Here is a 21,659-nt window from a genome sequence, read left to right as displayed (position 1 = left end):
TCGGGGTCAGAAGAACCGGTACGTCACACCGACGTAGGGACCGTACCGCTCGATGATGATTTCGTTGAGCCTCGACTTCGCAGTGCCCGTCACGCCGCGGGCGACCGTGTCGCCATCGCCCGAGTCGATTCGCCAGTACCGAAAGCCGGCCTCGGCCGAGAGCCCACGCCAGACGCTGTAGCTCAGCCCTGCGTCAAGCTGGACGCCGAAGCCGCCCTGGGCTTCCGCCACGAAGCTGGGGTCCTGCTTGAGGTCGGACCTGAGCAGGTGGACGTCCTCGAGCCGGGAGTAGGACCAGGGCAGGATCACCGCGCTCAGCTTGGCCGCGAGCCCCCGGTACACCGGGACCCGGGCCCGCCCGCCGACGCGGAGGCTCTGCCAGGTGAACTCCTCGCGGATGACCTCGACGCTCGTCGGGATCCCGACCGGGACGGAGGGAGGAGGAGGGTTTCGGACGGGGATGAAGCCTTTGGCCCCGGAGGCCTCGTACTCCTCGCGCCAGTATTGATAGCCGACGAAGAGGTCGACGTACCCGAGCGACGCCGGCGTCCGGGGATCGCCCCAGGTGAACACCCGGAGGCCGACGTCGGTGTTCATGTAGAACAGGCCGTCGCCCGTGACGTCGGAGCGGGTCCGCCCCGTTTGCCCTTGCCTGTCGTCCAGGGCGAAGTCCTCGTCGATCAGGACACCCTGGTTGACGATGCCCCCGCCCAAGCTACCGAGCAGCACGATACGCTTCCAGACGACCTCGGCGTTGACCTCGGCCACGAAGCTGTCCACCCCGCGCCATCTGAGCTCGGAGAGCACGTTGGGGGATCCGCTGGAGTCCGCCACGCTCCACTTGGTCCTGCCGGTGGTGACGACGCCGCGGCCTCCCACCGTGAACGACAGGTCCGACGGCGCCGGAGTCGGCTGCTGGGCGACCGCCATCGAGCTGGACACCCACAGAAGAGCGACTGCAACGAGGGAGCTCCTCAGGGTCCCCATCACTGGTATCTCCAGCGTCACCAGCGGTAACCGCTGTCCTCCCCCCGGCGCCCTTTGTCGTCGCTCCGGCGCTCGTTGGTCGGCCGTCCCCGGCGCGGGCCGCCGGGCCGGCGCGGATCCCCCTCACCGCTTCCGCGGCGCCGCTCGCCCCGACCTTGTCCGCCCCGCCCGGGCCCCCGCGTCTCGCCCCAGGGGCGATCGCCACCCCCCCCACCCCCGCGCGGCGGAAAGCCGCCGCCACCGCCGCCGGCGCCGCCGCCGCCGAAGCCTCCCCGGCTGGATGGCGGACCGCTCGGCCGACGCGCCGGAGCGGTTCCCCGAGCGCCGCGCGGCGTTGCCTTGTCGACGCGGATCGCCCGTCCGTCGAGCATCGAGCCGCTCAGCCCGCTGATGGCGCGCTCCGCCTCCTCGGTCGTCGACATCTCCACGAACCCGAAGCCACGCGAGCGACCGGTCTCGCGATCGGTCATGACCAGGGCGGAGGCGACGGTGCCGAAGCGTGCGAACGCCTCGCGCAGGCTCTCGTTCGAGGTGGTGAACGAGAGGCCTCCGACGAACAGCTTCACGGACATGTCGGGGCTCCTTTCACGGCGATCAGCGCCCGCGGCTGGCCCAGGCCAACAGGTCGGCCAGCGGCCGGGCATTGAGGACCTGGGCCGGGCCGATCCACGCGCGCCGGGCGATCCCGAGGCCCAGCTCGAGATTGTCGAGGTTGGAGAGATAGTGGGTGTCGGTGTTCACGGCGATGGGAATGCCCAGCTCGCCCGCCCGGCGGGCGTGGACGTCGGCCAGGTCCATCCGTTCGGGCGACGAGTTGATCTCGATGGCCTTGCCGTGCCGCCTCGCCGCGGCGAAGACCGCCTCCAGATCGACGTCATATGGATCGCGCGTTCCGATGAGCCGGCCGGTCGGGTGCGCCAGGATGTCGACGTGCGGGTTTTCGAGCGCGCGTACGATGCGCGCGGTCATCTCCTGGCGCGTCTGTTTGAAGCGGGAGTGCACGGCCGCGAGCACGATGTCCAGCTCGCGCAGCACCTCGTCGGGGAAGTCCATCGTCCCGTCCGCGAGGATATCGCATTCGCTGCCCGTCAGGATGCGGATCTTGAAGCGGGGCTGCAGCTCGCGGATCTTCTGGCCCTGGGCGCGCAGCTCGTCCTCGGTCAGCCCCCCGGCCACCGTCGCCGACCTGGAGTGGTCGGAGACGATGATGTACTCGTAGCCGCGGGCCTGGGCCGCCTCGACCAACTGCTCCAGCGGGTGATGGCCGTCCGACCAGTCGGTATGGGCGTGGAGATCGCCGCGAATCGCGGCGGCGGTGACCACCGGGGGCAGGCGGCCGGCCCGGGCCGCCTCGATCTCGCCCGTGTTCTCGCGCAGCTCGGGCGGGATCCAGCCGAGTCCGATGGCCGCGTAGACCTCCTCCTCGGTGGCGCCGCCGACCCGCGCGCCCGTCTTCTCCTGGAAGACGCCGTACTCGCTGATGCTCATCCCCTGGCGCCGCGCCAGTTCGCGCACCCGCACGTTGTGGTCCTTGGAGCCGGTGAAGTACTGCAGGGCCGCGCCGAAGGTCTCGGGCTCGACGACCCGGAGGTCCACCTGGAGGCCCTCCTGGTGGCGCACCGAGGCCTTGGTCTCCCCCTGGGCGACGACCTCGATGACGGAGGGCAGGGTGACGAAGGTCTTGATGACCCGGCTGGGATCGGTGGAGGTGACGAGGAGGTCGATGTCCTTGACCGTCTCGCGCAGGCGGCGGAGCGAGCCGGCCACCTCGATGCGCTCCACGCCGCCGTGGGCGCGGAGCGTCTCGACCAGCCGCGCCGCGATCTGCCGTGCCTTGCCGAGCAGGGTGCGCGACTGCCCTGCCTTCCAGATGGCGATGCCCTTGAGGATGTTCTCGCAGGTCTTCTGGCGGACGCCCGGCACTTTGAGGATCTCCCCGGACCGGCAGATCTCCTCCAGGCGCTCGATGGAGTCCACCCCCAGCCGGTCGTAGAGGAGCTTGGCCGTCCGGGGCCCGAGTCCGCGGACCTCGAGCAGGGTGGGGAAGCTCGCGGGCAGCTCGGCGCGCATGGCCTCCAGTTGGGCGATCTTGCGGGTGGCCAGGTACTCCTCGATGCGGGCGGCGAGATCGCGGCCGATGCCCGGCAGCCTGGTCAGCTCTTTGCGCGCGGCCACCGCCGCGACGTCCTCGGCCAGCGTCTCGAGCGTCTGGGCGGCGCGCTGGTAGGCGCGGATCCGGAAGACGCTCTCGTTCTTCACCTCGAGGAGCGTGGCGATCTCGTAGAAGAGCCGCGCGATCTCGAAGTTTTTCACAGCCTCATGATACACTCGCCTCCGCCGTGATCGCCGCTTGGTGCTGGGAGCTGATCGAGCCCTATCTCAGACGGAATCTCCTCAACGGGGGCGTGGAGCGCCCCACGCGTCGACAGCTCCTGGAGGAGTTCGCCCGGGTGTGGCCCCAGCTCACGGCGACGATCGGGGTGCAGGAGCCCTTTGCCGGCACCATCCGCTTCAAGTGGCTGGTGCGCCTGGAGGCGTGCGAGATGGAGCCGTTTCTCGAGGACCCCACGAGCTGGATCCGCGCCCGCTACGGCGGCGGCAAGTTCAAGATGAACCTCCACCAGGGAATGCACTTCCTCAACACCAAGAACTTCAAGCCTGACGGGGAGCCGCTCTGGAAGTCCGCCCCGGAGCTCGCGCTGGACTGATGCCGCCCGCGGGACCAGCCGGATCCGGCGACCACGAGGTCGGCGCCGCCGTCTCCGTGTGGCGATGGCTCATACACCGCGGTGCGCCTCGTCGTCCGCGGCGCGAACGGGTCGGCGGACCCGGCTGGTCCCGCGGGCGGCACCAACTGAGGAGGCTGCTTCATGGCTGATGACACGCGAAAGCTGTTGAAAATTTTCGGGGTGGCGGTGACGAATCTGGAGGATGCCATCGATCGGAAGGCGCCGCGCGAGGAGATCATGAAGCTCGATCAGGAGGTCGCCGAGCGGACGCGCGAGATCATCGCGCTGGTCGAGCGCCTCCGGAGCCGCCGCATCGCGTGAGCCGGCTCGTCGACGCGTCCGGCGTCGCGCTCGCGCTCCCGCCGGGCCGGCCGCCGCGACGCCTGGTCTCGCTGATCCCCAGCACCACCGAGACGCTCTGCGCCCTGGGCCTGGCCGATGCCCTGGTCGGGGTCACCGTCTACTGCCGCGAGCCCGCCGACGTCGTCCGCGCCAAGACGCGTATCGGCGGCGAGAAGAATCCCGATCTCGAGAAGATCCGCGGGCTCCGGCCGGATCTCGTCGTCGCCAACATCGAGGAGAACGTCCGGGAGCACATCGACACGCTGCGGGGCTGGGGGATTCCCGTGTGGGTCACGTATCCAAGAACGGTGGCCGACGCCATCCAGATGGTCTCGGACCTGGGCGAGGTGACGGGCACGCAGGCGCGGGCGGCCCAGATTGCCGGGGAGCTGCAGACGCTGTACGCGGAGGTCGCCGCGGCGACGCGGCGGCATGCCCCCGCCCGCGCCTTCTACGCGATCTGGCGCGATCCCTACATGACGATCAACCGGGACACCTACATCCACGACGTGCTCCACGTGTGCGGCGCCGCCAACGTCTTCGCCGACCATCCCCAGCGCTATCCGACAGTCAGCCTCGACGAGGTCGCCGCCCGCCGGCCCGAGGTGATCGTGCTGCCCGACGAGCCCTTCCGCTTCCGCCCCGTCCATCTCCGGGACTTTGCACCGTACCCGGACATCCCGGCCGTGCGGGAGGGGCGGATTCACCTGGTGGACGGCAAGCCCTTCTCCTGGCACGGGCCCCGCATCGCCGAGGCCCTGCGCACGCTGCCCGCGCTCTTCGCCCGCTAGGTAGATCGGAGGGGGCGGACGTTACGGCCCCCTCCGCGATCCATACCACCCCATAGGCTGCGCGGGCGAAGCCCGCTCGCACAGCGGTCACCCCGACCCGCTCCTGACGAGTCTAAGTCTAGGTGGCTGGGCCCTCCGGGCGGGCTTCGCTGGATTTCTTGAGATCGAGGATCGGCTCGAGCCCCGGTGGTTGATCGGCGATCTCCAGGCGCGTGATCCCCCGCATGTGCGAGATCATCTCGCTGATTCGCCGGCCGGCGATGATGGCCTGCTCGATGTGCCCGCGCGCGGCGTCGTCGCCGCGGAAGTGCCGGGCCAGGAGCTCGAGGCGACCGATGACGACGGATAGCGGGTTGTTGATCTCGTGCGCCGCCGCGTTGGCCAGACGCGCGACCGACCGGAGCGCTTCGGCCTGGCGTTCGGCTTCCTCGGCGCGCTTGCGTTCGGTGACGTCCTCCTGGACGCCCTCGTAATAGAGCACGCGGCCGGCCAGGTACCGGACGACCCGGGCGCTCTTGCGCGCCCAGATGAGACGCCCGTCGCGCCGGCGCAGCCGGACCTCGAAGTCGCGGGCGATGCCCTCCCGCTCGAGCAGGGCCAGCCAGCGCTGGAGGTCCTGGGGGCTCGCGTAGTGCTCGGCCACGCTGACGCCCAGCAGCGCCTCACGGTTGGGGTAGCCCAGCATCTGGGCCAGGGCCGTGTTGGCATCGAGGAGCTTGCCCTCGGGCGTCTCCCGATAGAGCCCGACCGGCACGCGATCGAACAGGCTCCGATAGCGCTCTTCGGCGTCCTCGGCCAGCAGGCGCCGCTCGTCGGCCTCGTGGAAGAGGCGGGCGTTCTCCAGCGCCAGCGCCGCCTGGTCGGCGAAGGCCTGGGCGAGACCGATCGCCGTGTCGTCGAAGACGCGGCCCAGACGATCGCCGACGGCGAGGGCGCCGATCACCCGGTCCTGGACGAGGAAGGGCACGGCCAGCACCGCGCGGTAGTCCGACCGTTCCACGTAGACGCGCGAGCCCTCCCAGAAGGTGATCCGGGGATCCGCCAGGGCGTCGGGCGTCACCACCGGCGCCTTTTGCCTGACCGCCAGGCCGGGCACGCCGGTGCCACGGGGCAGCACGAGGGGATATTCGAACGTTGCCGTCGGCGCTGCGGAGGTGGCCATCACCACCAGGTCGCCGGATTCCGGTTCGAGCCGGTAGACGCCGGCCGATCGCACGTCGAGCAGGGCCCGCACGGTTTCGGCGATCTGCTCGGCGACGACGCCAAGATCGAGCGTCTGCGAGAGCAGGCGGCCGACCTCGGCCAGCGCTTCGGCCTCCCGGCGGCGGGCTTCGCTGGCGGCGAAGAGCCGGGCGTTGCGGATGGCGACGGCGGCGTGGGCGACGAGGCCGTCTAGCACCTCTGTTTCGTTCTGATCGAAGTGGAAGGGCTCGTGGGCCGTCATGGCCAGCACCGCGAGGAATGTCTCGCCCAGCATCACGGGAGTGGCGAAGTAGCTCTTGAGGCCGTGGGCGCGCCACCATTCGAGCGCGAAGAATCGCGGGTCGGCGAAGACGTCGGGAACGTGGATCGACTGGCGGTGCGTCGCCACATACCCGAGGCCGCCCTGATCGAAGCTCACGCTCCTCGTGGGGAAATCCGCGAACAGGTCCGGATCGGAGAAGCCGCCGAGCTCCAGCCGTCGGGCGCTCTCGTCGACGATCCAGAAGGAGACGGCCGGCACTTTCATCAGCTCGGCGGCCGCGCGGGCGATGGCGGACAGGACCTCGTCGATGTGGAGGGACGACGAGACGAGCCGGTTCAGCCGGGCCAGGGCGCGGAGTCGGGCTTCTTGGGTGTTCTCGGACCGTGGCGCGGCCATGAGCAGAGATAGTATGCCCGAGGTCGGGCGTTCTACCCCTCTTCCTCGGCGGCGCCGATCGCGCGGCGCGCCTCGATCAGCGCCAGCAGCCGACCGGGGCTCACCGGCGTCGACGTGATGCGGACGCCGAAGGGCTGGAGCGCGTCCTCGATCGCGTTGGCGATGGCCGCCGGCGGCGAGATCGCGCCGCCTTCGCCCAGGCCCTTGGCGCCCAGCGGGTTGCGGGGCGACGGGCACTCCAGGTGGACGGTGTCGATCGGCGGCAGCTCCACCGCGGTGGGGATCAGGTAGTCCATGAGGCTGCCGGTCAGGAGCTGGCCCTGCTCGTCGTAGACCATCTCCTCGAAGAGCGCTCCGCCCACCCCTTGGGCCACGCCACCGTGCACCTGACCTTCGACGATGAGCGGGTTGATGACCTTCCCGCAGTCGTGGGCGACGACGTACTTCATCAGGCGCGTGTGGCCGGTGCCGATGTCCACCTCCACCTGGGCGACGTGGACGGCGCTGGCGTAGGTCACGGTGGGGACGTGATGGTAGGCGCTCGCTTCGAAATCGGGCGTCGCCACCCCCGGCTGGGCGAACGTCGGGATGGAGGCCTGGATGACGCGCGCGAGGGGAACCGCCGAGGCGGGCGCGCCGCGGACGAAGACGCGCCCGTCCTCGATCTCCACGTCGGCCGGCGCCGCCTCCAGGAGCGCGGCGGCGGCCCGCACCAGCTTGTCCCGCACCTCGCGCGCCGCGTCGGCGATCGAGCTGCCGGCGGTGACGCCGCTGCGGCTGGCGAAGGTGCCGACGCCGAAGGGCACGGCCGCGGTGTCGCCGCCCACAACCGTCACGTGCTCGATCGGTACGCCCAGGACATCGGCGCAGACCTGGGCGAAGGCGGTCTCGTGGCCCTGACCGGAGCTGACGGCACCGGTGGCCACGGTCACCCGTCCCGAGAGGTCCAGCTTCACGCTGGCGCCCTCGAAGGGGCCGATGGCCGTGCCCTCCACGTAGCCGGAGATGCCGATGCCGCGCCACACGCCGCGGGCGCGCAGCTGCGGCTGTTCGCGACGGAAGTCGTCGTACCCCGCCGCCTTCAGCGCGGCCTCCAGCGCCGCGGGGAAGTCGCCGCTGTCGTAGACGAGGGGATTGCCGTCGCGGTAGGGCATGCCGAGGTCCCAGGGCAGCTGGTCGGGAGCGATGTAGTTGCGCCGGCGGATGTCGGCGGGGTCGAGGCCCAGCTCGCGCGCCAGACGATCGACGATGCGGTCCATGGCGAAGACCGTCTCGGGCCGGCCGGCGCCCCGGTAGGGGGCGTTGGGCGTCTTGTGGGTCACGACGCCGCGGACATCGACGCGCATGTTCCGGATCCGGTGAGGGCCGAGCAGGTGCGCGACGGTGTTGTAGGGCAGCACGATGCCCCACACGTTGTAGGCGCCGAGGTCGAGCCAGATCCGGTCACGGACGCCGAGCATCGTCCCGTCCCGCTTCGCCGCCAGCGCGATGTCGTGGATCTGATGCCGCGCGTGGGCGGCGGCCATCATGTGCTCGCGTCGGTCCTCGATCCACTTGACGGGACGGTGGAGGACCATCGCCGCGATGGGGACGAGCGCGTCCTCGGCATAGCCCGAGGCCTTCGTCCCGAAGCCGCCGCCGAGGTCCGGCGCGATCACCCGGATCTTGTGGTGCGGCAGGTCGAGAGTGGCCGCCAGCCCCTGCTGCACGAAGTGGGCGACCTGGGTGCTGTTCCAGGTGATGAGCGTCCCGTCCCGCCGGTCCCACTGCGCCACCACCCCGCGCGTTTCGATCGGCATGCCCACGTAGCGCTGGATATGGAACGTGTCGTGGACGACCACCTCGGCGTCCGCGAACGCGCCGTCGGGGTCGCCGATCGCGTGGGTGAAGCCCACGGCGACATTGGTCCCCCATTCGGGATGGACCAACGGGGCGCTGGGCTCGGCCGCCCCCCGCATGTCGACGACGGCGGGCAGGGGATCCCAGTCCACCTCGATCCGCTCGACGGCATCCTCGGCCTGGGCGCGGCTCCCGGCCACGACCATGGCCACGGCCTCGCCGACGTGGCGCGCGCGATCCCGGCAGAGCGGGTACTGCGGCGCCTGGCGGACGTCGAAGCGAATCGCCGCGGCGAGCCCCGGCGGCGGCGCCCCGAAGAGAGGCAGCGGCTTCATCCAGCGCTCCAGGTCGGCGAACGTGAAGACGCGGACGACGCCGGGCATCCGGGCGGCGGCCTCCGTCCGAATCCTTCCCAGGCGCGCGTGAGCGTGGGGTGACCGGAGGAACGCGGCGTGCAGCAGCCCGGGCAGCTTCACGTCGTCGACGTAGCGCGCCTCGCCGCGCAGGAAGCGGGGGTCTTCGCGGCGTCGGACCGCCGCGCCGAAGTACTTCGCGCCCATGAGGCTTCCCCGGGCCCGCTCAGTCCCGCTTCTTGCGCGCGGGCAGGATCCGGTCGAGCCAGGGGGCGGCGGCGGCCAGGAAGAGCCCGGGGATCGCGGCGCCCGCGACGAGCCCGACGATGGAGAGGAAGACGAGGGAGATGAGGATGATGGCGATGTCCAGCACGAAATTCATGACGTCTCCTTGGGGTCGTCGCTGGATCTCTCGAGGTCGAGGATCGGCGGCAGGTTCGCGCCGGCCGGCGTGCTCTCGATTTTGGTGATGCGCGTCATGCGCGCCACGATGTCGCGGATGCGGCGGACGCCGTCGAGGGCCTGCTCTACCCACCGGGCTTCCTGGCCGTCGTCGGGCAGCCGCCGCGACAGCAGATCGAGGGAGCCCATGACGACCGCCAACGGGTTGTTGATCTCGTGCGCGGCTGCGCCCGCCAGCAGGGTGACCGCCCGCAGCTCGCCCGCCTCGCGGCGGCTGGCCTCAACGGCCTCGCGTTCGGCCGCCTCGCGAAAGACGATGATCTCGTAGCGGCGCCCCCGGTGCGCGACGATGCGACGGGTGGAATCCACCGACACGATCCGCCCGGACCGGGTGCGATACGGCATGCCGAAGGCGCGCGCGTAGCCCTGGGCCCGGGCCTCGGCGGCGGACGCCTCCTGCCGGGCGCGCAGTTCGGGCTCGGTCGGCCAGAACTGGCGCACGTCGCGGCCGATCATCTCCTGGGGGCGGTAGCCCGACAGCTCGCACTCCCGGCGGTTGACGTCGATGATCTTGAAGGTGTCGGGGTCCACGATGCGGATGGCCTCGGACGCCTCGTCGATGATGGCGCGGAAGCGCTGCTGCCCGGCGGCCAGGTGCGCCTGCTCGACCACGTCCTGGAAGAGCCGCGCGACCAGCCCGATCCCGACGAGGTACGTCACCAGCATGGGCAGCCACACGAGGCCGAAGAGCCTGAGGGCGTAGGGCCCTACTGCCGCGAAGGTGACGAACGTGGCGACAAAGACGGCGCCGCTGAGCGCGAACGCGTGGTGGGCGCGCACGCGGCCCTGGCGCCGCGCCCACGCGTGGGCCAGTCCCCCCAGCAGGCCGGCCACGATCACGCCGGCCGCGCCCGCGAGCGCGCCGGCGCCGCCCAGCTTGACCAGGCGATAGATTACGGGCAGGGCGCTGGCCAGGAGCCCCGCCTGCCAGCCCTCGAACAGGCCGATGAGCGCCACCGGGACGCTGCGCGCGTCGATGTAGAGACCGTCGGCGAGCTGGATGCGGGCGATCATCAGGACCACGGAGAGCGCGCCGAAGACGAGCCCGTTGACCAGGACCCGCCAGCGCCGGTTGCCCCGGCGGCCCGGCTGGAACCAGTGATACGTGTACGAGTAAAAGAGGAGCCCGAGGACGACGACGCCGGCGGCTTCGAGGGCGTGGTGCAGGTCGATCTGAGGTCCCTCTTACTCCACCTCGAGGATCATCTCGATCTCGACGGGGATGCCCATCGGCAACTCGGCCATGCCGACGGCCGAGCGCGCGTGCCGACCGATGTCGCCGAAGACTTCCACCATGAGATCGGAGAAGCCGTTGATGACCTTGGGCTGGTCACCGAAGCCCTCCGCCGAGTTGACCATGCCGAGGACCTTGACGACGCGCTTGACCTTGTCGAGGCTGCCCAGCGTCGCGCGCGTGGTGGCCAACAGATTGAGCCCGACCTGGCGGGCCACCTGATAGCCCTGCTCCACCGACAGGTCCTTGCCCAGCTTGCCGCGGGCGGTGGCCTTGCCGTCGCGGAGCGGGCCGTGGCCGGAGAGGAAGAGCAGGTTGCCGACCCGGACCGCGCCCACGTAGTTCGCCAACGGCGTCGGCGGCGTGGGCAGCGTGATGTTCTTTTCTTTCAGGCGTGCCTCGGCGCCCATCCGACGTCGTCCTCCTTCACGGGAATGACAGAGCGCGGTCATCGTGTCACACTGCCGGGGTGTCCGTCAAACCAGCGCCCACCGCTCCCGTGCCGGCCGCCACGCTGGTGCTCCTGCGCGACCGTCCCGGAGGCGGCGTCGAGACGCTCCTGATCCAGCGCCACCTCGAGAGCCGGTTCGCCGCCGGTGACTTCGTGTTCCCGGGAGGCAAGGTCGAAGACGACGACACGCCCGACGACCCTGGCCGGTGGTGTGCCGGGCTGAACGCGGACGATGCGGCCCACCGGCTCGGCCTCGAGGCGGCCGCGCCCACGGCCCTCGGCTACTGCGTCGGCGCCATCCGCGAGGCCTTCGAGGAGGTCGGCGTGCTGCTCGCTTACGAGCCGGGTGGACGCCCGGCGTGCGTGGACGGGCCCCGCTTCGCCGACTACCGGCGCGCCTGCCAGCGGGACCATCGCGCGTTCTGGGAGATGGTGCGTGGGGAGCGCCTCACGCTGGCCACGGATCGCCTCACGTATTTCGCGCACTGGATCACGCCCGAGGAGCGGCCGCTCCGTTTCGACACGCGTTTCTTCGCGGCCGAGATGTTCCCGAGCCAGGAAGCGGTGGCCGACGAGCGCGAGATCGTGGCGGTGCGGTGGCTGGGGCCCGCCGCGGCCCTGGAAGCGGGCCGGCGCGGGGCGATCCCGCTCCGGCTGCCGACGCTCACGAATCTCACGCTCTTCGACGGCGCCGCCTCCAGCGCGGAGGCGCTCCGGCGCCTGCAAGGACGCCGCGTGTCGATGGTCCGCCCGCGGCTCATCACCGAACACGGCACCCAGCGCGCGATCCTCCCCGGCGAGCCGGGCTACTACTAGTCATCGAAGGGGGCGGACGTTACGGCCCCCTCCGAGCCTCCCCCAGGACGGGTTGCGCCGGCGAAGGCGGCGCTCGAACCGCGGTTATTCCGACAGGCTACCAGATAGTCGGAGGCTCCTCGCCGTCGCCCGGAGGTCGTTGCGCCGCCCGCGGCGCCGGGAATATACTGCGGCATCCGTCGATGAGGTGGGCTCCGACCCCCGAAAGGAGAGGGCGATGACCACTCAGCCCGGCGCGACCACCGCCGCTCCCGCCACCACTGCCGGCTCCGACACGGCGAGACTCTACCAGGAAGGCATCATCGCGGGCATCATCGGGGCCGCGACCGTCGCCGCCTGGTTCCTGGTCGTCGACGTGATCAACGGACGGCCGCTCTACACGCCCACGGTGCTGGGCACGGCCCTCTTCCGCCGCGGCGCCGGGCTGGCCGCGGTGGAGACCCTGCCCGTCTCGATGGAGATGGTCCTGATGTTCACGTGGGTCCACGGCCTCGCCTTCGCGGCCATCGGTGGCGTCGTCTCCCGGCTGCTCGGCATGGCCGAACGCAACCCCAGCATCGGCTTCGGCATCCTGTTACTCTTCGTCGTCTTCGAGTTCGGGTTCACGATCGCGGCGATGCTCTTCGCGGCCCCCATTCTAAAAGTGCTCACGTGGCCGTCCGTGCTGGTGGCCAACCTGCTGGCCGCCGCGACGATGGCCGCCTATTTCGGGCTCCGTCACCCGAAGCTGAGGGTCGACCCCTAGAGAGCTCGCGATCCGGCTCCGCCCCGCCTCGCCAACTGGCTCGATTATTGCGCTATGCCCAGGGCCGAGTGCGCCGTATGAACACGCTTGCCCACTACGCCCTGACCGGGAGCATCGTGGCGAGCGCCCTGGGGGGCCTGGTGCTCTGTGGGTTGATTGTCAAATATGGCTTCCTTCCCCCCGAGGACGAGCGGATCGATGTCGCGCGCCGCCGCATCTTCGTCACCCGCCTGGGATATACCTTCGCCGCCACCTGCTTCGCCGTCACGACGCTGCTGACAGTCGTCGCGCTCTCGCCCCGGTCCGGCGTCGCGGACCCCGCCCGACTCGCCGACGATCTGCACGCGCTCGCTGCGCGCGTCAGCGCGATCGAGTCGCTGGTTCGCCAGATCAACGTTTCCGTGGAGGCCATGCTGCTCCGCGTGGAACGATCGGAGCCGTGGCTGCCGGCCTCCGAACGACCCGCGCGCTGAGTTCCCTGGCCCGGGGATTGCTCAACGCAATTTGCTGGGTGACATATGAACGAGCTTGCACATTTCGCGCTCATCGGCACCATGGTGGCGAGCGTCGTCGGGGCGTTGATCGTCTGCGTCCTCGTCTATCTCTACGGCTTTGCGACCTCGCCCGACGGCCAGCCGGACGGGCAGCGCCGTCGGGGTTCGATCACGAAGGTCGGCCACGGCGCCGCGGGCGCCAGCTTCGGCATCGCCGCGGTCCTGGCCGTCGTGGCTCTGACCTGGTCGGGGGCGCCCGCTTCCGTGCAGCAGGAGTTCCGGGCGCTGTCCGGACGGGTCAGCACGGTGATGGCCGTGCTCTACCAGGTCGGTGACGCCGCCGATCGGCTGCGTCTGCGATTCGAAGATCTGGGCCGTTCGGCTTCGGCGAACGGCGGGGCGGGCCCGAACGGCGCCATCGCCACGCGGCACGTGCGCAGTACGAGGGCGCGCCTGCCCGCCAGCTCCGTTGCCGACCGGCGAGGGGCCGGTCCCGGCAGCATACCGCCTGGCTCGGCGTCCGTCACCGCCGAGCCGTCGGCGATCGCGCGCTCCGGCGATCAGGCCGCGCCGGCGCCGCCACCCGTAGCGCCTCCGCCCGCACCGGCATCGGCGTCGAACCGTCCGGAGCCGGTATCGCCCGCGGCGCGCACGGCCGACGTCGGTCGAGGAAGCGCAGTCGTGGAACGAGTGGCGCCAGCCCGCTCCGAGAAGATCGAGCGGGCCGAGCGCATTCTGCCGCCTCCGCGCCTCCGCTCATCGGGCGCGGGAGGGGAGGGGGCGTTGGCGTCCCGCAGCTCAGCGCCGGTCACGCCGAACGTCGTCGCGCCTGCGCCGACAGTGGCGCCGCCCGAACCACCGCGGGTCGCGTCGCCCGAACCACTGAGGGCCGTGGCGCCCGAGGCTCCGAGGGCGGCGGCGCCGGATGCGCGGGTCGAACCGCCGACGGTCGCGCCTCCGCCTGCCGAGACCCCGAAGGTCGCAACGCCGCCCGAACCACCGAGGACGGCGCTGCCCGTGACGCCGAGTCATACGCCGGGCGAGCCCCTGAAGAGCTCGCCGCCGGTGCCTCCGAGCCCCGCAGGCCCGAGCGCGACGGCACCGACCCCGACGGCGGATACCACATCGCCGAGCAGCGGGCCGTTCGAGCCCGCGCCGTCGATCGCGCCGGGCGCCGGCCAGGCCAACCCCGGACGGACGCTCAAAGGGCGAGCGGGCGGAGCGATCCAGCGCTCGGCGTCCCCGTCGTCGGACCGACGCGACACAGTCGAGCGACCGGCGCCTTTGGACAAGCCGGAGCGCCCGCACAAGATCGAGCGCCCGCGACGCCGGGACCGCCCTGAACGCCGGGACCGCCCCGAACGCGTGGAGCGCGTGGAGCGAGCGGAACGGCCGGAGAGGCTGGAGCCGCTGGACAAGCCCGAGCGGGTGGAGAAGGTGGAGCGGCCGGAGCGGATCGAGCGCCCGGAGCGGCCGCAGAAACCGGAACGGATCGAGAGAGTCGAGCGGCCTCAGCGGCCGGAGCGGATCGAGAAGCCCGAGCGCCGCGGCCGTCACTAGCGAACCGACGCCGTCAAGCCGGGCGGCGCCTCAGACCCTCAACACGATCTTCCCGAACTGCTTTCCCTCGGCCAGGCGCTGCTGGGCGGCGGCACCGTCCTTGAGGGGCACCACCTCGTCCACGATGGCTCTGAGCTTGCCGTCGCAGAACAGCCGCAGGACCTCGTTGAACTCCCTGCGGTTGGCCATGGTCGAGCCGATGATGTGGATCTGGTTCCAGAAGACGATGCGGATGTCGGTCTCGCCGATGGGGCCGGTGGTCGCTCCGCAGGTGACGAGCCGGCCGCCCTTGCGCACCGACCGGAGGGACTGCTTCCACGTCGACGCCCCGACGTTCTCGATGACGAGATCCACGCCGCGCCGACCCGTCTTGTCGAAGACCACCTTCGCCCAATCCTCTTTCGCGTAGTTGATGCCCACGTCGGCACCGAGCTGGCGGGCCCGCTCGAGCTTGGCGTCGCTCGACGAGGTGACGAAGACGCGCGCCCCGCAGAGCTTGGCGATCTGCACGGCGGTCGACGACACGCCGCCGCCGACCCCGAGGATGAGGACATCCTGCCCGGCCCGCACCTGGCCCTGGGTGACCACCATGCGCCAGGCGGTCATGTTGGTGAGAACGAAGGACGCCGCGTCCTCGTAGCTGATGCGGTCGGGGAGCTTGAGCACGTTGTCGCCCCGCACCTTCACGAGCTCGGCCATTCCGCCGGGGACGTGCTCGCCGACGATGCCGTAGCGCACGCAGAGGCTGTCCTCGCCCTGGATGCAGAACTCGCAGCGCCCACAGGTGACGTTCGGATTGACCACCACGCGGTCGCCCGCCTTCACGCCGGCGACCGCGGCCCCGACCTCGGCGATGTCGCCGGCGATGTCGCAGCCCGTCCAGAAGGGCAGGGGCGTCTTCAGCGCCGGGATGCCTTCGCGGACGAAGATGTCGAGGTGATTCAGGGCGCAGGCCCGGACGCGAATCAGCGCCTCGTCGGGCCCGATCTTCGGGTCGGGAACGTCCTGGAGTCTGAGCTTGTCGGGGCCGCCGAACTCGTTGAAGGCCAGCGCTTTCATGGATCTCCCTTCAGGTCTGGTTGAACGCTCCGACCACGCGCGGCAGTCGGGGGTCGTCGAGCCCCGGCGGCCGCGGTCGATAGAAGGCCGTGCGGTCCAGCAGCCCCGCGTAGCGCTCCGTGATCCGCGCCGCGATGTTCGCGTAGGTGCCGGTGACGGCGTAGGTGTCCACCATCTCGTCGGTGATCAGGGCGGCCATGCCGGTCCAGTCGCCCTCGACGGACTTGCGGTGCAGCGTGGCCGCGAGGTCCTGCCAGCCGTGGGCGGCCAGCACGGGCGCGTACGTCCGGGTGGACGCATAGAAGGCGATCTGCTGGCGGACCGCCTCGCGCTCGCGGCGGAACTCCTCCTCGGTGTCGCCCAGGATCACGAACGTCGAGGTGGTGTAGGTGAAGTCCTTGCGCGAGCGGCCGGCCGCGCGCAGCCCTTCCTCCACGGCGGGATGGACGTACTGGCGCAGGTAGGTGGGGCTGTTGAACGGGTGGACGTGCAGGCCGTCGCACACCTCGCCGGCGATGCGGCACATGTACGCGTTCACCCCGGCGATGTAGATGGGAATCTCGGGGTGGGCGATCGGTCCCGGGTTGAAGAAGGGCGTCATCAGGTCGAAGCGGTAGAACTCGCCCTTGAAGTTGAGCCGGGTGCCCTGCTGCCAGCAGCTCCAGATGGCGCGGAGGGCCAGCACGATCTCGCGCATCCGGGGCCCGGGCGCGTCGAACTTCACGGAGAACCGGCGCTCGTTGTGCCCCTTGACCTGGGAGCCGAGGCCCAGGATGAACCGTCCCTCGGAGGCCTTCTGGAGGTCCCAAGCGATGTGCGCGGTGATCATGGGGCTGCGCGGGAAGGCCACGGCGATCGCGGTGCCGAGCCTCAGCCGCGAGGTCACCGTGGCCGCCACGGCCAGGGGCAGGAATGGATCGTGCTGGGTCTCGGAGGACCAGAGGCAGTCGAACCCCAGCGCCTCGACCTTTCGCGCATAGTCCGGGATGGACGTGAGATCGTGGGTCAGCATGCCGATGTCGAGCTTCACGAGGGACGTCCTCCCCGCTCGCGGTCGGACAACGCGGCCAGCACGGCGCGCGCCTCCCGCATGATCGTCTCGACCACCTCGGCCGCGCCGGGCAGGTCGTGAATGAGCCCCACGCTCTGCCCCGACCACATCGGATAGTACTCGCCGTCGGCCCGCTTGAGCGCGGCCAGGTACACGTCGTTGGCCGCGTTACGCTGGACGAGTGGCGGCAACACGGGCGCGCCGGACGCCGTGTAGTCGCGGCTGAACGTATTCTGTAGCGCGCGGGCATAGAGTCCCGTGAAGGCGTCGGTCACCGTGGTGGCGTCGCTGTCGCGCTCGAGCAGGTTCTTCTTCCAGAACTCGGCCGCCGCCGACTCCCGCGTGGCCACGAACCGGGTGCCGAGGAGGATGCCGCTGGCGCCCAGGGCCAGCGCCGCCACCAGGCCTCGGCCGTCGGCGATGCCGCCGGCGGCGACCACCGGGACCCGCACCACGTCCACGATCTGCGGCACCAGGGCCATGGTCCCGACGTTGGCCGCCTCGGCGGACGCCCGTTTGACCCACGTCGAGCGGTGGCCGCCCGCCTCGCTCCCCTGGGCGACGACGATGTCCACGCCGGAGGCGGCGACCGCCCGCGCGTCCTCCACCGTGGCCACCATCGCCATGACCTTGATGCCGCGGGATCGGCACTCGCGCACCATCTCGGAGCCGGGGTCGCCCAGGCCGATCGACCAGACCGGGACGCGCTCCTCGAGGATCACGCGGAAGGCGGCGTCGATCAGGTCGGGCGCGCCGGGTGGGCGGGCGACCGTCCGGGGAAGGCCCAGGCGCTCGCGGAATCCGTTGAGCGTTCCCTGGACGGCGCGCACGGTCGCCTCGGCGACGGTGGCCACGTCCACCGGCGGGCGAAGCGCCGTGTGAAGCCAGAGATTGACGCCGAAGGGGCGATCGGTGAGCTCGCGCACGCGGTGGATCATCCGGCGCAGGTCGTCCGGCGGCACGTTGAGGCCGGCGAGGACGCCGAGACCGCCGGCGCGCGAGACCTCGGCGACGAGGTCGGGCCCGGCGACGCCGCCCATGTCCGACTGCACGATCGGATGGTCGATGCCGACCAGATCACAGAGCGCCGTGCGGAAGGTCATCGTGTCATCTCCTGGAGCGCCTGCTCGCGCAGGTTGCCCCGCTGCACCTCGTCGCCGTGGGGCCCCGGCGGGCGGGGCCCGTCCTTCACGAAGCGGACGACGCGGTAGTCGATCGCCCCGAAGTGATCGGTGAGCAGGAGCGCCTTCGAGTCCGACTGCGCCAGGATGTACGACAGCTCGTGCGCGCGGTAGCGGGGGTTCAGGGCCACGACCACGGCCCCGATTCGCGCGCAGGCCTGCCGGGCGCTGAACCACGGGGGGCGGCTGGGGAGCCAGACCGCGACCTTGTCGCCGGGGCCGAGGCCCAGCGCCGTGAGCCCGCGGGCCAGCGTCAGCGAGCGATCGCGGCCGAAGACGATCGCCTCGCGGTCGGGATGGCGCGCGGCGATCCCGTCGAGCCGGCCGCCGCCAGTAGACTCCGCGAACGGGTTGGCGGCCACGGCCCTACTTGACGCCGAAGAGGGTTGCGGCGTTCGTGTAGGCGACGCGCTGGGCGACCTCGGGCCGCAGCTCGCCGAGGACCCGGCGCGTCCACTTCATCAGGCGATCGAGCATCGCCGGCTCGAACAGACGCGGCGCCCACAGGTCGATGCCCATCAGGAACCGGTCGGGCCGCTCCTCGATGAGCGCCTTCCACGAAGGATCGAGCGGACCCTCCTCGGTGGCGAGGTGGGGGGTGCGCTGAAAGTGCATCCCCGAGAGATCCACCATGAGCTTCGGATGGCGCCGGAGCAACGCCTCCAGCAGCGCCGGTGAGGCGCTCCCGCCGTGGGCCAGGATGATGGTGGCCCCAGGCTGGGCCTTCAGCGCGGCCTCGAGCGCGGCCGCCGCCCGGGGGTCCAGCTCGTCGTGGATGACGACGGGCGCCTGGTGGCGCGCGGCGACCTCGAGCACCTTCACGAACGCCGGCTCCCCGGGATTGCGATCGATCTTGCGCGAGACCTGGCGCACGTGGACTTCGCCCACCACGCGCGCTTGCTTCTTGCCGAGCTCGTCGTCGAGGCGCGCGGCCGCGGCCGCACTGGTGGGGTCGGGCAGAGGTAATCCGGGAATCACGCGGTCGGGATACTTCCGGGCCGCCCCGGCGATCCAGGCCGAATCGTCCTTCTGCACGCCGCCCACGCCGAGCAGCACGACCTTGGCCACGTTGTGCCGCTTCATGGCGGCGACGTAGGCGTCGATGGCAGTCGCGCTGGGCACGTGGGAATGGGCGTCGATGAGCGGGCCGGTGTAGTCGGCAGCCACGCTCGTGGGCGGGGTGCCGCAGAGCGAGATCGCGATGATCCCGAGCAGCAGCGCCGTCCTGGTGGCGCGCCTGGCCCGGCGCATTCAGACGACCTCCTGGCGTTTCAGCTCATCGAGCTCGGCCCCGTCCACGCCGATCCCCGCATACACCTCGCGGTTGTGGGCGCCGAGCGGAGGTCCGGCCCAGGTGATGGCCGCCGGCGTGTCGCGGAGGCGCGGCGTGGGGGCGACCATGCGCACCGAGCCCAGCTCCGGGTCCGGCACGTCGGCGAGGATCCCGCGGGCGGTGACGTGCGGGTCCTTGGTGATGTCGGCGATGTCGTACACGGGGCTGGCCGTGAGGTCGATCGTCTCGAAGAGATGCTGCATCTCGTCGAGCGGGCGCCGGCCGATCGCCTCGCCGAGCGCGGCGTCCACCAGATCGTTGTGCCGGACGCGCGCGTCGTTAGTCGCGAAGCGGGGGTCGCCGAGGAAGTGGCCCAGGCCCAGCCCCTTGAAGAGCGCCTCGGCCGAGGCCGGCGTCGACGCCGAGAGCGCCACCCACTTGCCGTCTCGCGTACGGTAAGTGCCGCGGGGGCTGGCGTTGCCCGACTGGTTGCCGTGGCGCGTGTGCACGATGCCGTCCTGCGCGTACTCGGCGGCGGCCGGCCCCAGCACCGCCAGCAGCGGCTCGTAGAGCGAGATGTCGATGACCTGGCCGCGGCCGGAGATCTGATCGCGGTGGCGGAGGGCGGCCAGCACGGCGGAGGCGCCCGCGAGGGCCGCCACCATGTCGGCCATCGGAAACGACGGGAGCGTGGGCGGGCCATCGGCCGGCCCGGTCGTGACGGCGAAGCCGCTCATCGCCTCGACCATCGTGCCGAAGCCCGGCCGGTCGCGGTAGGGGCCGTCCTGACCCCAGCCGGAAACGCGCGCGAAGATCAGGCGGGGATTCGCCACCGAAAGCGCGTCCCAGCCGAGCCCCCACTTCTCGAAGGTGCCGGGCCGGAAGTTCTCGATCAACACGTCGGCGCCAGTTACCAGAGTCTTCAGCAACTCCTGGCCGCGGGGGACGGCGAGATTGAGCGTGATCGAGCGCTTGCCGCGCGCGTAGACCTTCCACCAGAGCTGGCCCCGGTCGCTCAGCCAGGTGCGCAGGGGATCGCCGCCGCGCGGATTCTCGACCTTGATCACGTCGGCGCCGTGATCGGCGAGGACCGTGGCGAGGACGCCGCCGGCGATGAGCCGCGAGCAGTCGATCACGCGAAGGCCGGCGAGCGCGCGAGAGGCCGGGCCGCCGCTCACGGCGCCGTCCGCTTGAGACGAGCGGAGAGCGCGTCCATCACCCGGGCGAGCGCTTCCTTCTCCGTCCGGCCCGTCACCGTGATCTGGTACTCGACGGCCGTCGCCACCCATTGGCCCGTCGCGTCCTGGTAGACCTCGACCTCGAACTTCACGGCTGACAGAGTATCGCAGTCGCGACGTGACCGCCTATCCGTGGGCCTTGCCAAGCACGGGGTGGCCGGCGGCGGCGTCGGCGATCGTGTGGTCGTTGTCGGCAGGGACGGCGCCGCTCACGCCGACGGCGCCCAGGATCCGGTCGCCCTCCACCACGGGCACGCCGCCCCGGCCGAAGACGAGCCGGTAGTCGCCCAGCGCGGCGACGTTCTCGGCGAACAGCATGCGCGTGGTGAAGCGCTCCTCGAGCTCGCGCGTGCTCGCCTGGAAGCCGGCGGCGGCGTTGGCCTTGGCGCGCGCGATCTCCGGCGTGATCCACAGCGCGCCGTCCATGCGATCGCAGGCCACGAGGTGCCCGGCCTCGTCCACGACGGCGATGGCGACCTTGAATCCGAGCTCGCGCGCCTTGTCCACGCCGCGCGCGATGCACTCCCGCGCCTGCTTCAATGTGAGCGTCATTCCGGTGAGTCCCCCATGTCGAGCCACAGCTCGCCGTCCTCGATCCGGACCGGGTAGCTCGGCACTCGGCCGCCGCGGCTCGGGATGACGCACTGCCCGGTCTTCACGTCGTACATCCAGCCGTGCCAGGGGCACGCCAGCCGCGTGCCGGAGAGCCGTCCCTCGCTGAGCGGGCCGCCCTTGTGGGCGCAGGCGTCGCCGCAGGCGTAGACGGCGTCGCCCGCGCGCGCGAGCACCACGCGCGTGCCGTCGATGTCCACGAGCCTGAGCTGACCGGGCGCCAGATCGTCGAGGCGCCCGACGTGTCGTTCAGCTGTCCTCTCTGAGGACATCGGCGCGGTGCCGGCCGCTCCTCACAGGTCCTCTTTCAAGACATGGGCGCGATGCAGGCCGCTCATGTACTGCCAGCGCATCTCGGTCGCCTGGCGCACGGCCTCGACGGCCTGCTGCCGCTCGGCGGGCGTCGTCGCGTACGTCTCGACGATCTCGTACCCGCGCTCGCCGTGCACCTCGTCGGCCTCGATGTGGATGGCGAAGAACTCGACCTCGTGGTCGGTGAAGCCGTAGAGGGGCTTGAGCGGGGGCAGGTTCCGCCGGTAGATGCCCGGCACCTGCGATTCGAGGCCCACGAGGAGGCCGGC

General features: G+C 71.1%; 25 protein-coding genes. 7 read left to right on the top strand and 18 right to left on the bottom strand.

Going from position 1 to position 21,659, the window contains the following annotated elements:
• Positions 1-6: 6 nt before the first annotated feature.
• Genes VGV13_11475 through polX form a run of 3 tightly spaced genes read right to left on the bottom strand, consistent with a single transcriptional unit; the run spans position 7 to position 3,300 of the window.
• A complete protein-coding gene (locus VGV13_11475; protein ID HEV8641708.1) occupies positions 7-987 on the bottom strand; it encodes a hypothetical protein in 981 nt (326 codons plus the stop codon).
• Between the two features lie 17 nt (positions 988-1,004).
• Positions 1,005-1,559: an RNA-binding protein gene (locus tag VGV13_11470; GenBank protein ID HEV8641707.1), complete on the bottom strand. Its 555-nt coding sequence runs from the start codon at positions 1,557-1,559 to the stop codon at positions 1,005-1,007.
• A 22-nt stretch (positions 1,560-1,581) separates the two neighbouring features.
• On the bottom strand, positions 1,582-3,300 hold the full coding sequence (polX, locus tag VGV13_11465) for a DNA polymerase/3'-5' exonuclease PolX (GenBank protein HEV8641706.1): 1,719 nt from the start codon (positions 3,298-3,300) through the stop codon (positions 1,582-1,584).
• A gap of 26 nt (positions 3,301-3,326) precedes the next feature.
• On the opposite strand from polX, the gene VGV13_11460 reads away from it, so the two are divergent.
• The 3 genes from VGV13_11460 (at position 3,327) to VGV13_11450 (ending at position 4,849) form a co-directional block, all read left to right on the top strand.
• The gene (locus VGV13_11460) at positions 3,327-3,695 is read left to right on the top strand and encodes a hypothetical protein (protein HEV8641705.1); all 369 of its coding nucleotides are present in this window, start codon (positions 3,327-3,329) and stop codon (positions 3,693-3,695) included.
• 162 nt (positions 3,696-3,857) lie between these two features.
• Complete coding sequence (locus tag VGV13_11455) at positions 3,858-4,037, top strand: hypothetical protein (protein HEV8641704.1); 180 nt, start codon at positions 3,858-3,860, stop codon at positions 4,035-4,037.
• Positions 4,034-4,849 carry a cobalamin-binding protein gene (locus tag VGV13_11450; protein HEV8641703.1) on the top strand — a complete coding sequence of 272 codons (816 nt, stop codon included), beginning with the start codon at positions 4,034-4,036 and terminating at the stop codon, positions 4,847-4,849. The genes VGV13_11455 and VGV13_11450 overlap by 4 nt, the downstream gene beginning before the upstream one ends.
• Before the next feature lie 118 nt (positions 4,850-4,967).
• On the opposite strand, the gene VGV13_11445 is transcribed toward VGV13_11450, so the two are convergent.
• The 5 genes from VGV13_11445 to VGV13_11425 form a co-directional block, all read right to left on the bottom strand.
• A complete protein-coding gene (locus VGV13_11445; GenBank protein HEV8641702.1) occupies positions 4,968-6,710 on the bottom strand; it encodes a GAF domain-containing protein in 1,743 nt (580 codons plus the stop codon).
• A gap of 32 nt (positions 6,711-6,742) precedes the next feature.
• Positions 6,743-9,109: a xanthine dehydrogenase family protein molybdopterin-binding subunit gene (locus VGV13_11440; protein HEV8641701.1), complete on the bottom strand. Its 2,367-nt coding sequence runs from the start codon at positions 9,107-9,109 to the stop codon at positions 6,743-6,745.
• Between the two features lie 19 nt (positions 9,110-9,128).
• On the bottom strand, positions 9,129-9,284 hold the full coding sequence (locus VGV13_11435; GenBank protein HEV8641700.1) for a hypothetical protein: 156 nt from the start codon (positions 9,282-9,284) through the stop codon (positions 9,129-9,131).
• Positions 9,281-10,420: a LytS/YhcK type 5TM receptor domain-containing protein gene (locus VGV13_11430; GenBank protein HEV8641699.1), complete on the bottom strand. Its 1,140-nt coding sequence runs from the start codon at positions 10,418-10,420 to the stop codon at positions 9,281-9,283. The genes VGV13_11435 and VGV13_11430 overlap by 4 nt, the downstream gene beginning before the upstream one ends.
• A 129-nt stretch (positions 10,421-10,549) precedes the next feature.
• Complete coding sequence (locus tag VGV13_11425) at positions 10,550-11,008, bottom strand: RidA family protein (protein HEV8641698.1); 459 nt, start codon at positions 11,006-11,008, stop codon at positions 10,550-10,552.
• 59 nt (positions 11,009-11,067) lie between these two features.
• On the opposite strand from VGV13_11425, the gene VGV13_11420 reads away from it, so the two are divergent.
• The 4 genes from VGV13_11420 to VGV13_11405 all read left to right on the top strand — a co-directional run bounded on the left by VGV13_11420 (position 11,068) and on the right by VGV13_11405 (position 14,664).
• Entirely contained in the window at positions 11,068-11,865 is a 798-nt protein-coding gene (locus VGV13_11420; GenBank protein ID HEV8641697.1) for an NUDIX hydrolase, read from the top strand.
• Between the two features lie 217 nt (positions 11,866-12,082).
• Positions 12,083-12,610, top strand: a complete 528-nt coding sequence (locus tag VGV13_11415; GenBank protein HEV8641696.1) for a hypothetical protein — start codon at positions 12,083-12,085, stop codon at positions 12,608-12,610.
• Between the two features lie 77 nt (positions 12,611-12,687).
• Positions 12,688-13,083 (top strand): hypothetical protein, encoded by a 396-nt coding sequence (locus VGV13_11410; GenBank protein ID HEV8641695.1) that lies wholly within the window; start codon positions 12,688-12,690, stop codon positions 13,081-13,083.
• Positions 13,084-13,128: 45 nt separating this feature from the next.
• A complete protein-coding gene (locus VGV13_11405) occupies positions 13,129-14,664 on the top strand; it encodes a hypothetical protein (protein HEV8641694.1) in 1,536 nt (511 codons plus the stop codon).
• Positions 14,665-14,694: 30 nt separating this feature from the next.
• Here the strand turns inward: VGV13_11405 and VGV13_11400 are convergent, their stop codons facing one another.
• The 10 genes from VGV13_11400 to VGV13_11355 form a co-directional block, all read right to left on the bottom strand.
• Positions 14,695-15,723: a zinc-binding dehydrogenase gene (locus tag VGV13_11400; GenBank protein HEV8641693.1), complete on the bottom strand. Its 1,029-nt coding sequence runs from the start codon at positions 15,721-15,723 to the stop codon at positions 14,695-14,697.
• A 10-nt stretch (positions 15,724-15,733) separates the two neighbouring features.
• Positions 15,734-16,753, bottom strand: coding sequence for a TIGR03617 family F420-dependent LLM class oxidoreductase (locus VGV13_11395; protein ID HEV8641692.1), 1,020 nt, complete (start codon positions 16,751-16,753; stop codon positions 15,734-15,736).
• The gene (locus tag VGV13_11390; GenBank protein ID HEV8641691.1) at positions 16,750-17,877 is read right to left on the bottom strand and encodes a nitronate monooxygenase; all 1,128 of its coding nucleotides are present in this window, start codon (positions 17,875-17,877) and stop codon (positions 16,750-16,752) included. The genes VGV13_11395 and VGV13_11390 overlap by 4 nt, the downstream gene beginning before the upstream one ends.
• On the bottom strand, positions 17,874-18,317 hold the full coding sequence (locus tag VGV13_11385) for an AMP-binding protein (GenBank protein ID HEV8641690.1): 444 nt from the start codon (positions 18,315-18,317) through the stop codon (positions 17,874-17,876). Before VGV13_11385 ends, VGV13_11390 begins: the two co-directional genes overlap by 4 nt.
• Before the next feature lie 4 nt (positions 18,318-18,321).
• A complete protein-coding gene (locus VGV13_11380) occupies positions 18,322-19,206 on the bottom strand; it encodes a TatD family hydrolase (GenBank protein HEV8641689.1) in 885 nt (294 codons plus the stop codon).
• Positions 19,207-20,406, bottom strand: a complete 1,200-nt coding sequence (locus tag VGV13_11375) for a CoA transferase (protein HEV8641688.1) — start codon at positions 20,404-20,406, stop codon at positions 19,207-19,209. It abuts the gene before it with no gap.
• Entirely contained in the window at positions 20,403-20,558 is a 156-nt protein-coding gene (locus VGV13_11370) for a hypothetical protein (protein HEV8641687.1), read from the bottom strand. The genes VGV13_11375 and VGV13_11370 overlap by 4 nt, the downstream gene beginning before the upstream one ends.
• Positions 20,559-20,592: 34 nt before the next feature.
• Positions 20,593-21,018, bottom strand: coding sequence for a heme-binding protein (locus VGV13_11365; protein ID HEV8641686.1), 426 nt, complete (start codon positions 21,016-21,018; stop codon positions 20,593-20,595).
• Positions 21,015-21,350, bottom strand: a complete 336-nt coding sequence (locus tag VGV13_11360) for a Rieske (2Fe-2S) protein (GenBank protein ID HEV8641685.1) — start codon at positions 21,348-21,350, stop codon at positions 21,015-21,017. Before VGV13_11360 ends, VGV13_11365 begins: the two co-directional genes overlap by 4 nt.
• Positions 21,351-21,371: 21 nt before the next feature.
• On the bottom strand, positions 21,372-21,659 hold a 288-nt coding region (locus VGV13_11355), incomplete at its 5' end, for an iron-containing redox enzyme family protein (protein HEV8641684.1).

This window comes from Candidatus Methylomirabilota bacterium, from assembly GCA_036001065.1.
Classification (GTDB): Bacteria; Methylomirabilota; Methylomirabilia; order Rokubacteriales; family CSP1-6; genus MNEF01.
The sequence above is the reverse complement of the archived record's forward strand: the minus strand, read 5'-3'. Positions and strand labels throughout refer to the sequence as shown.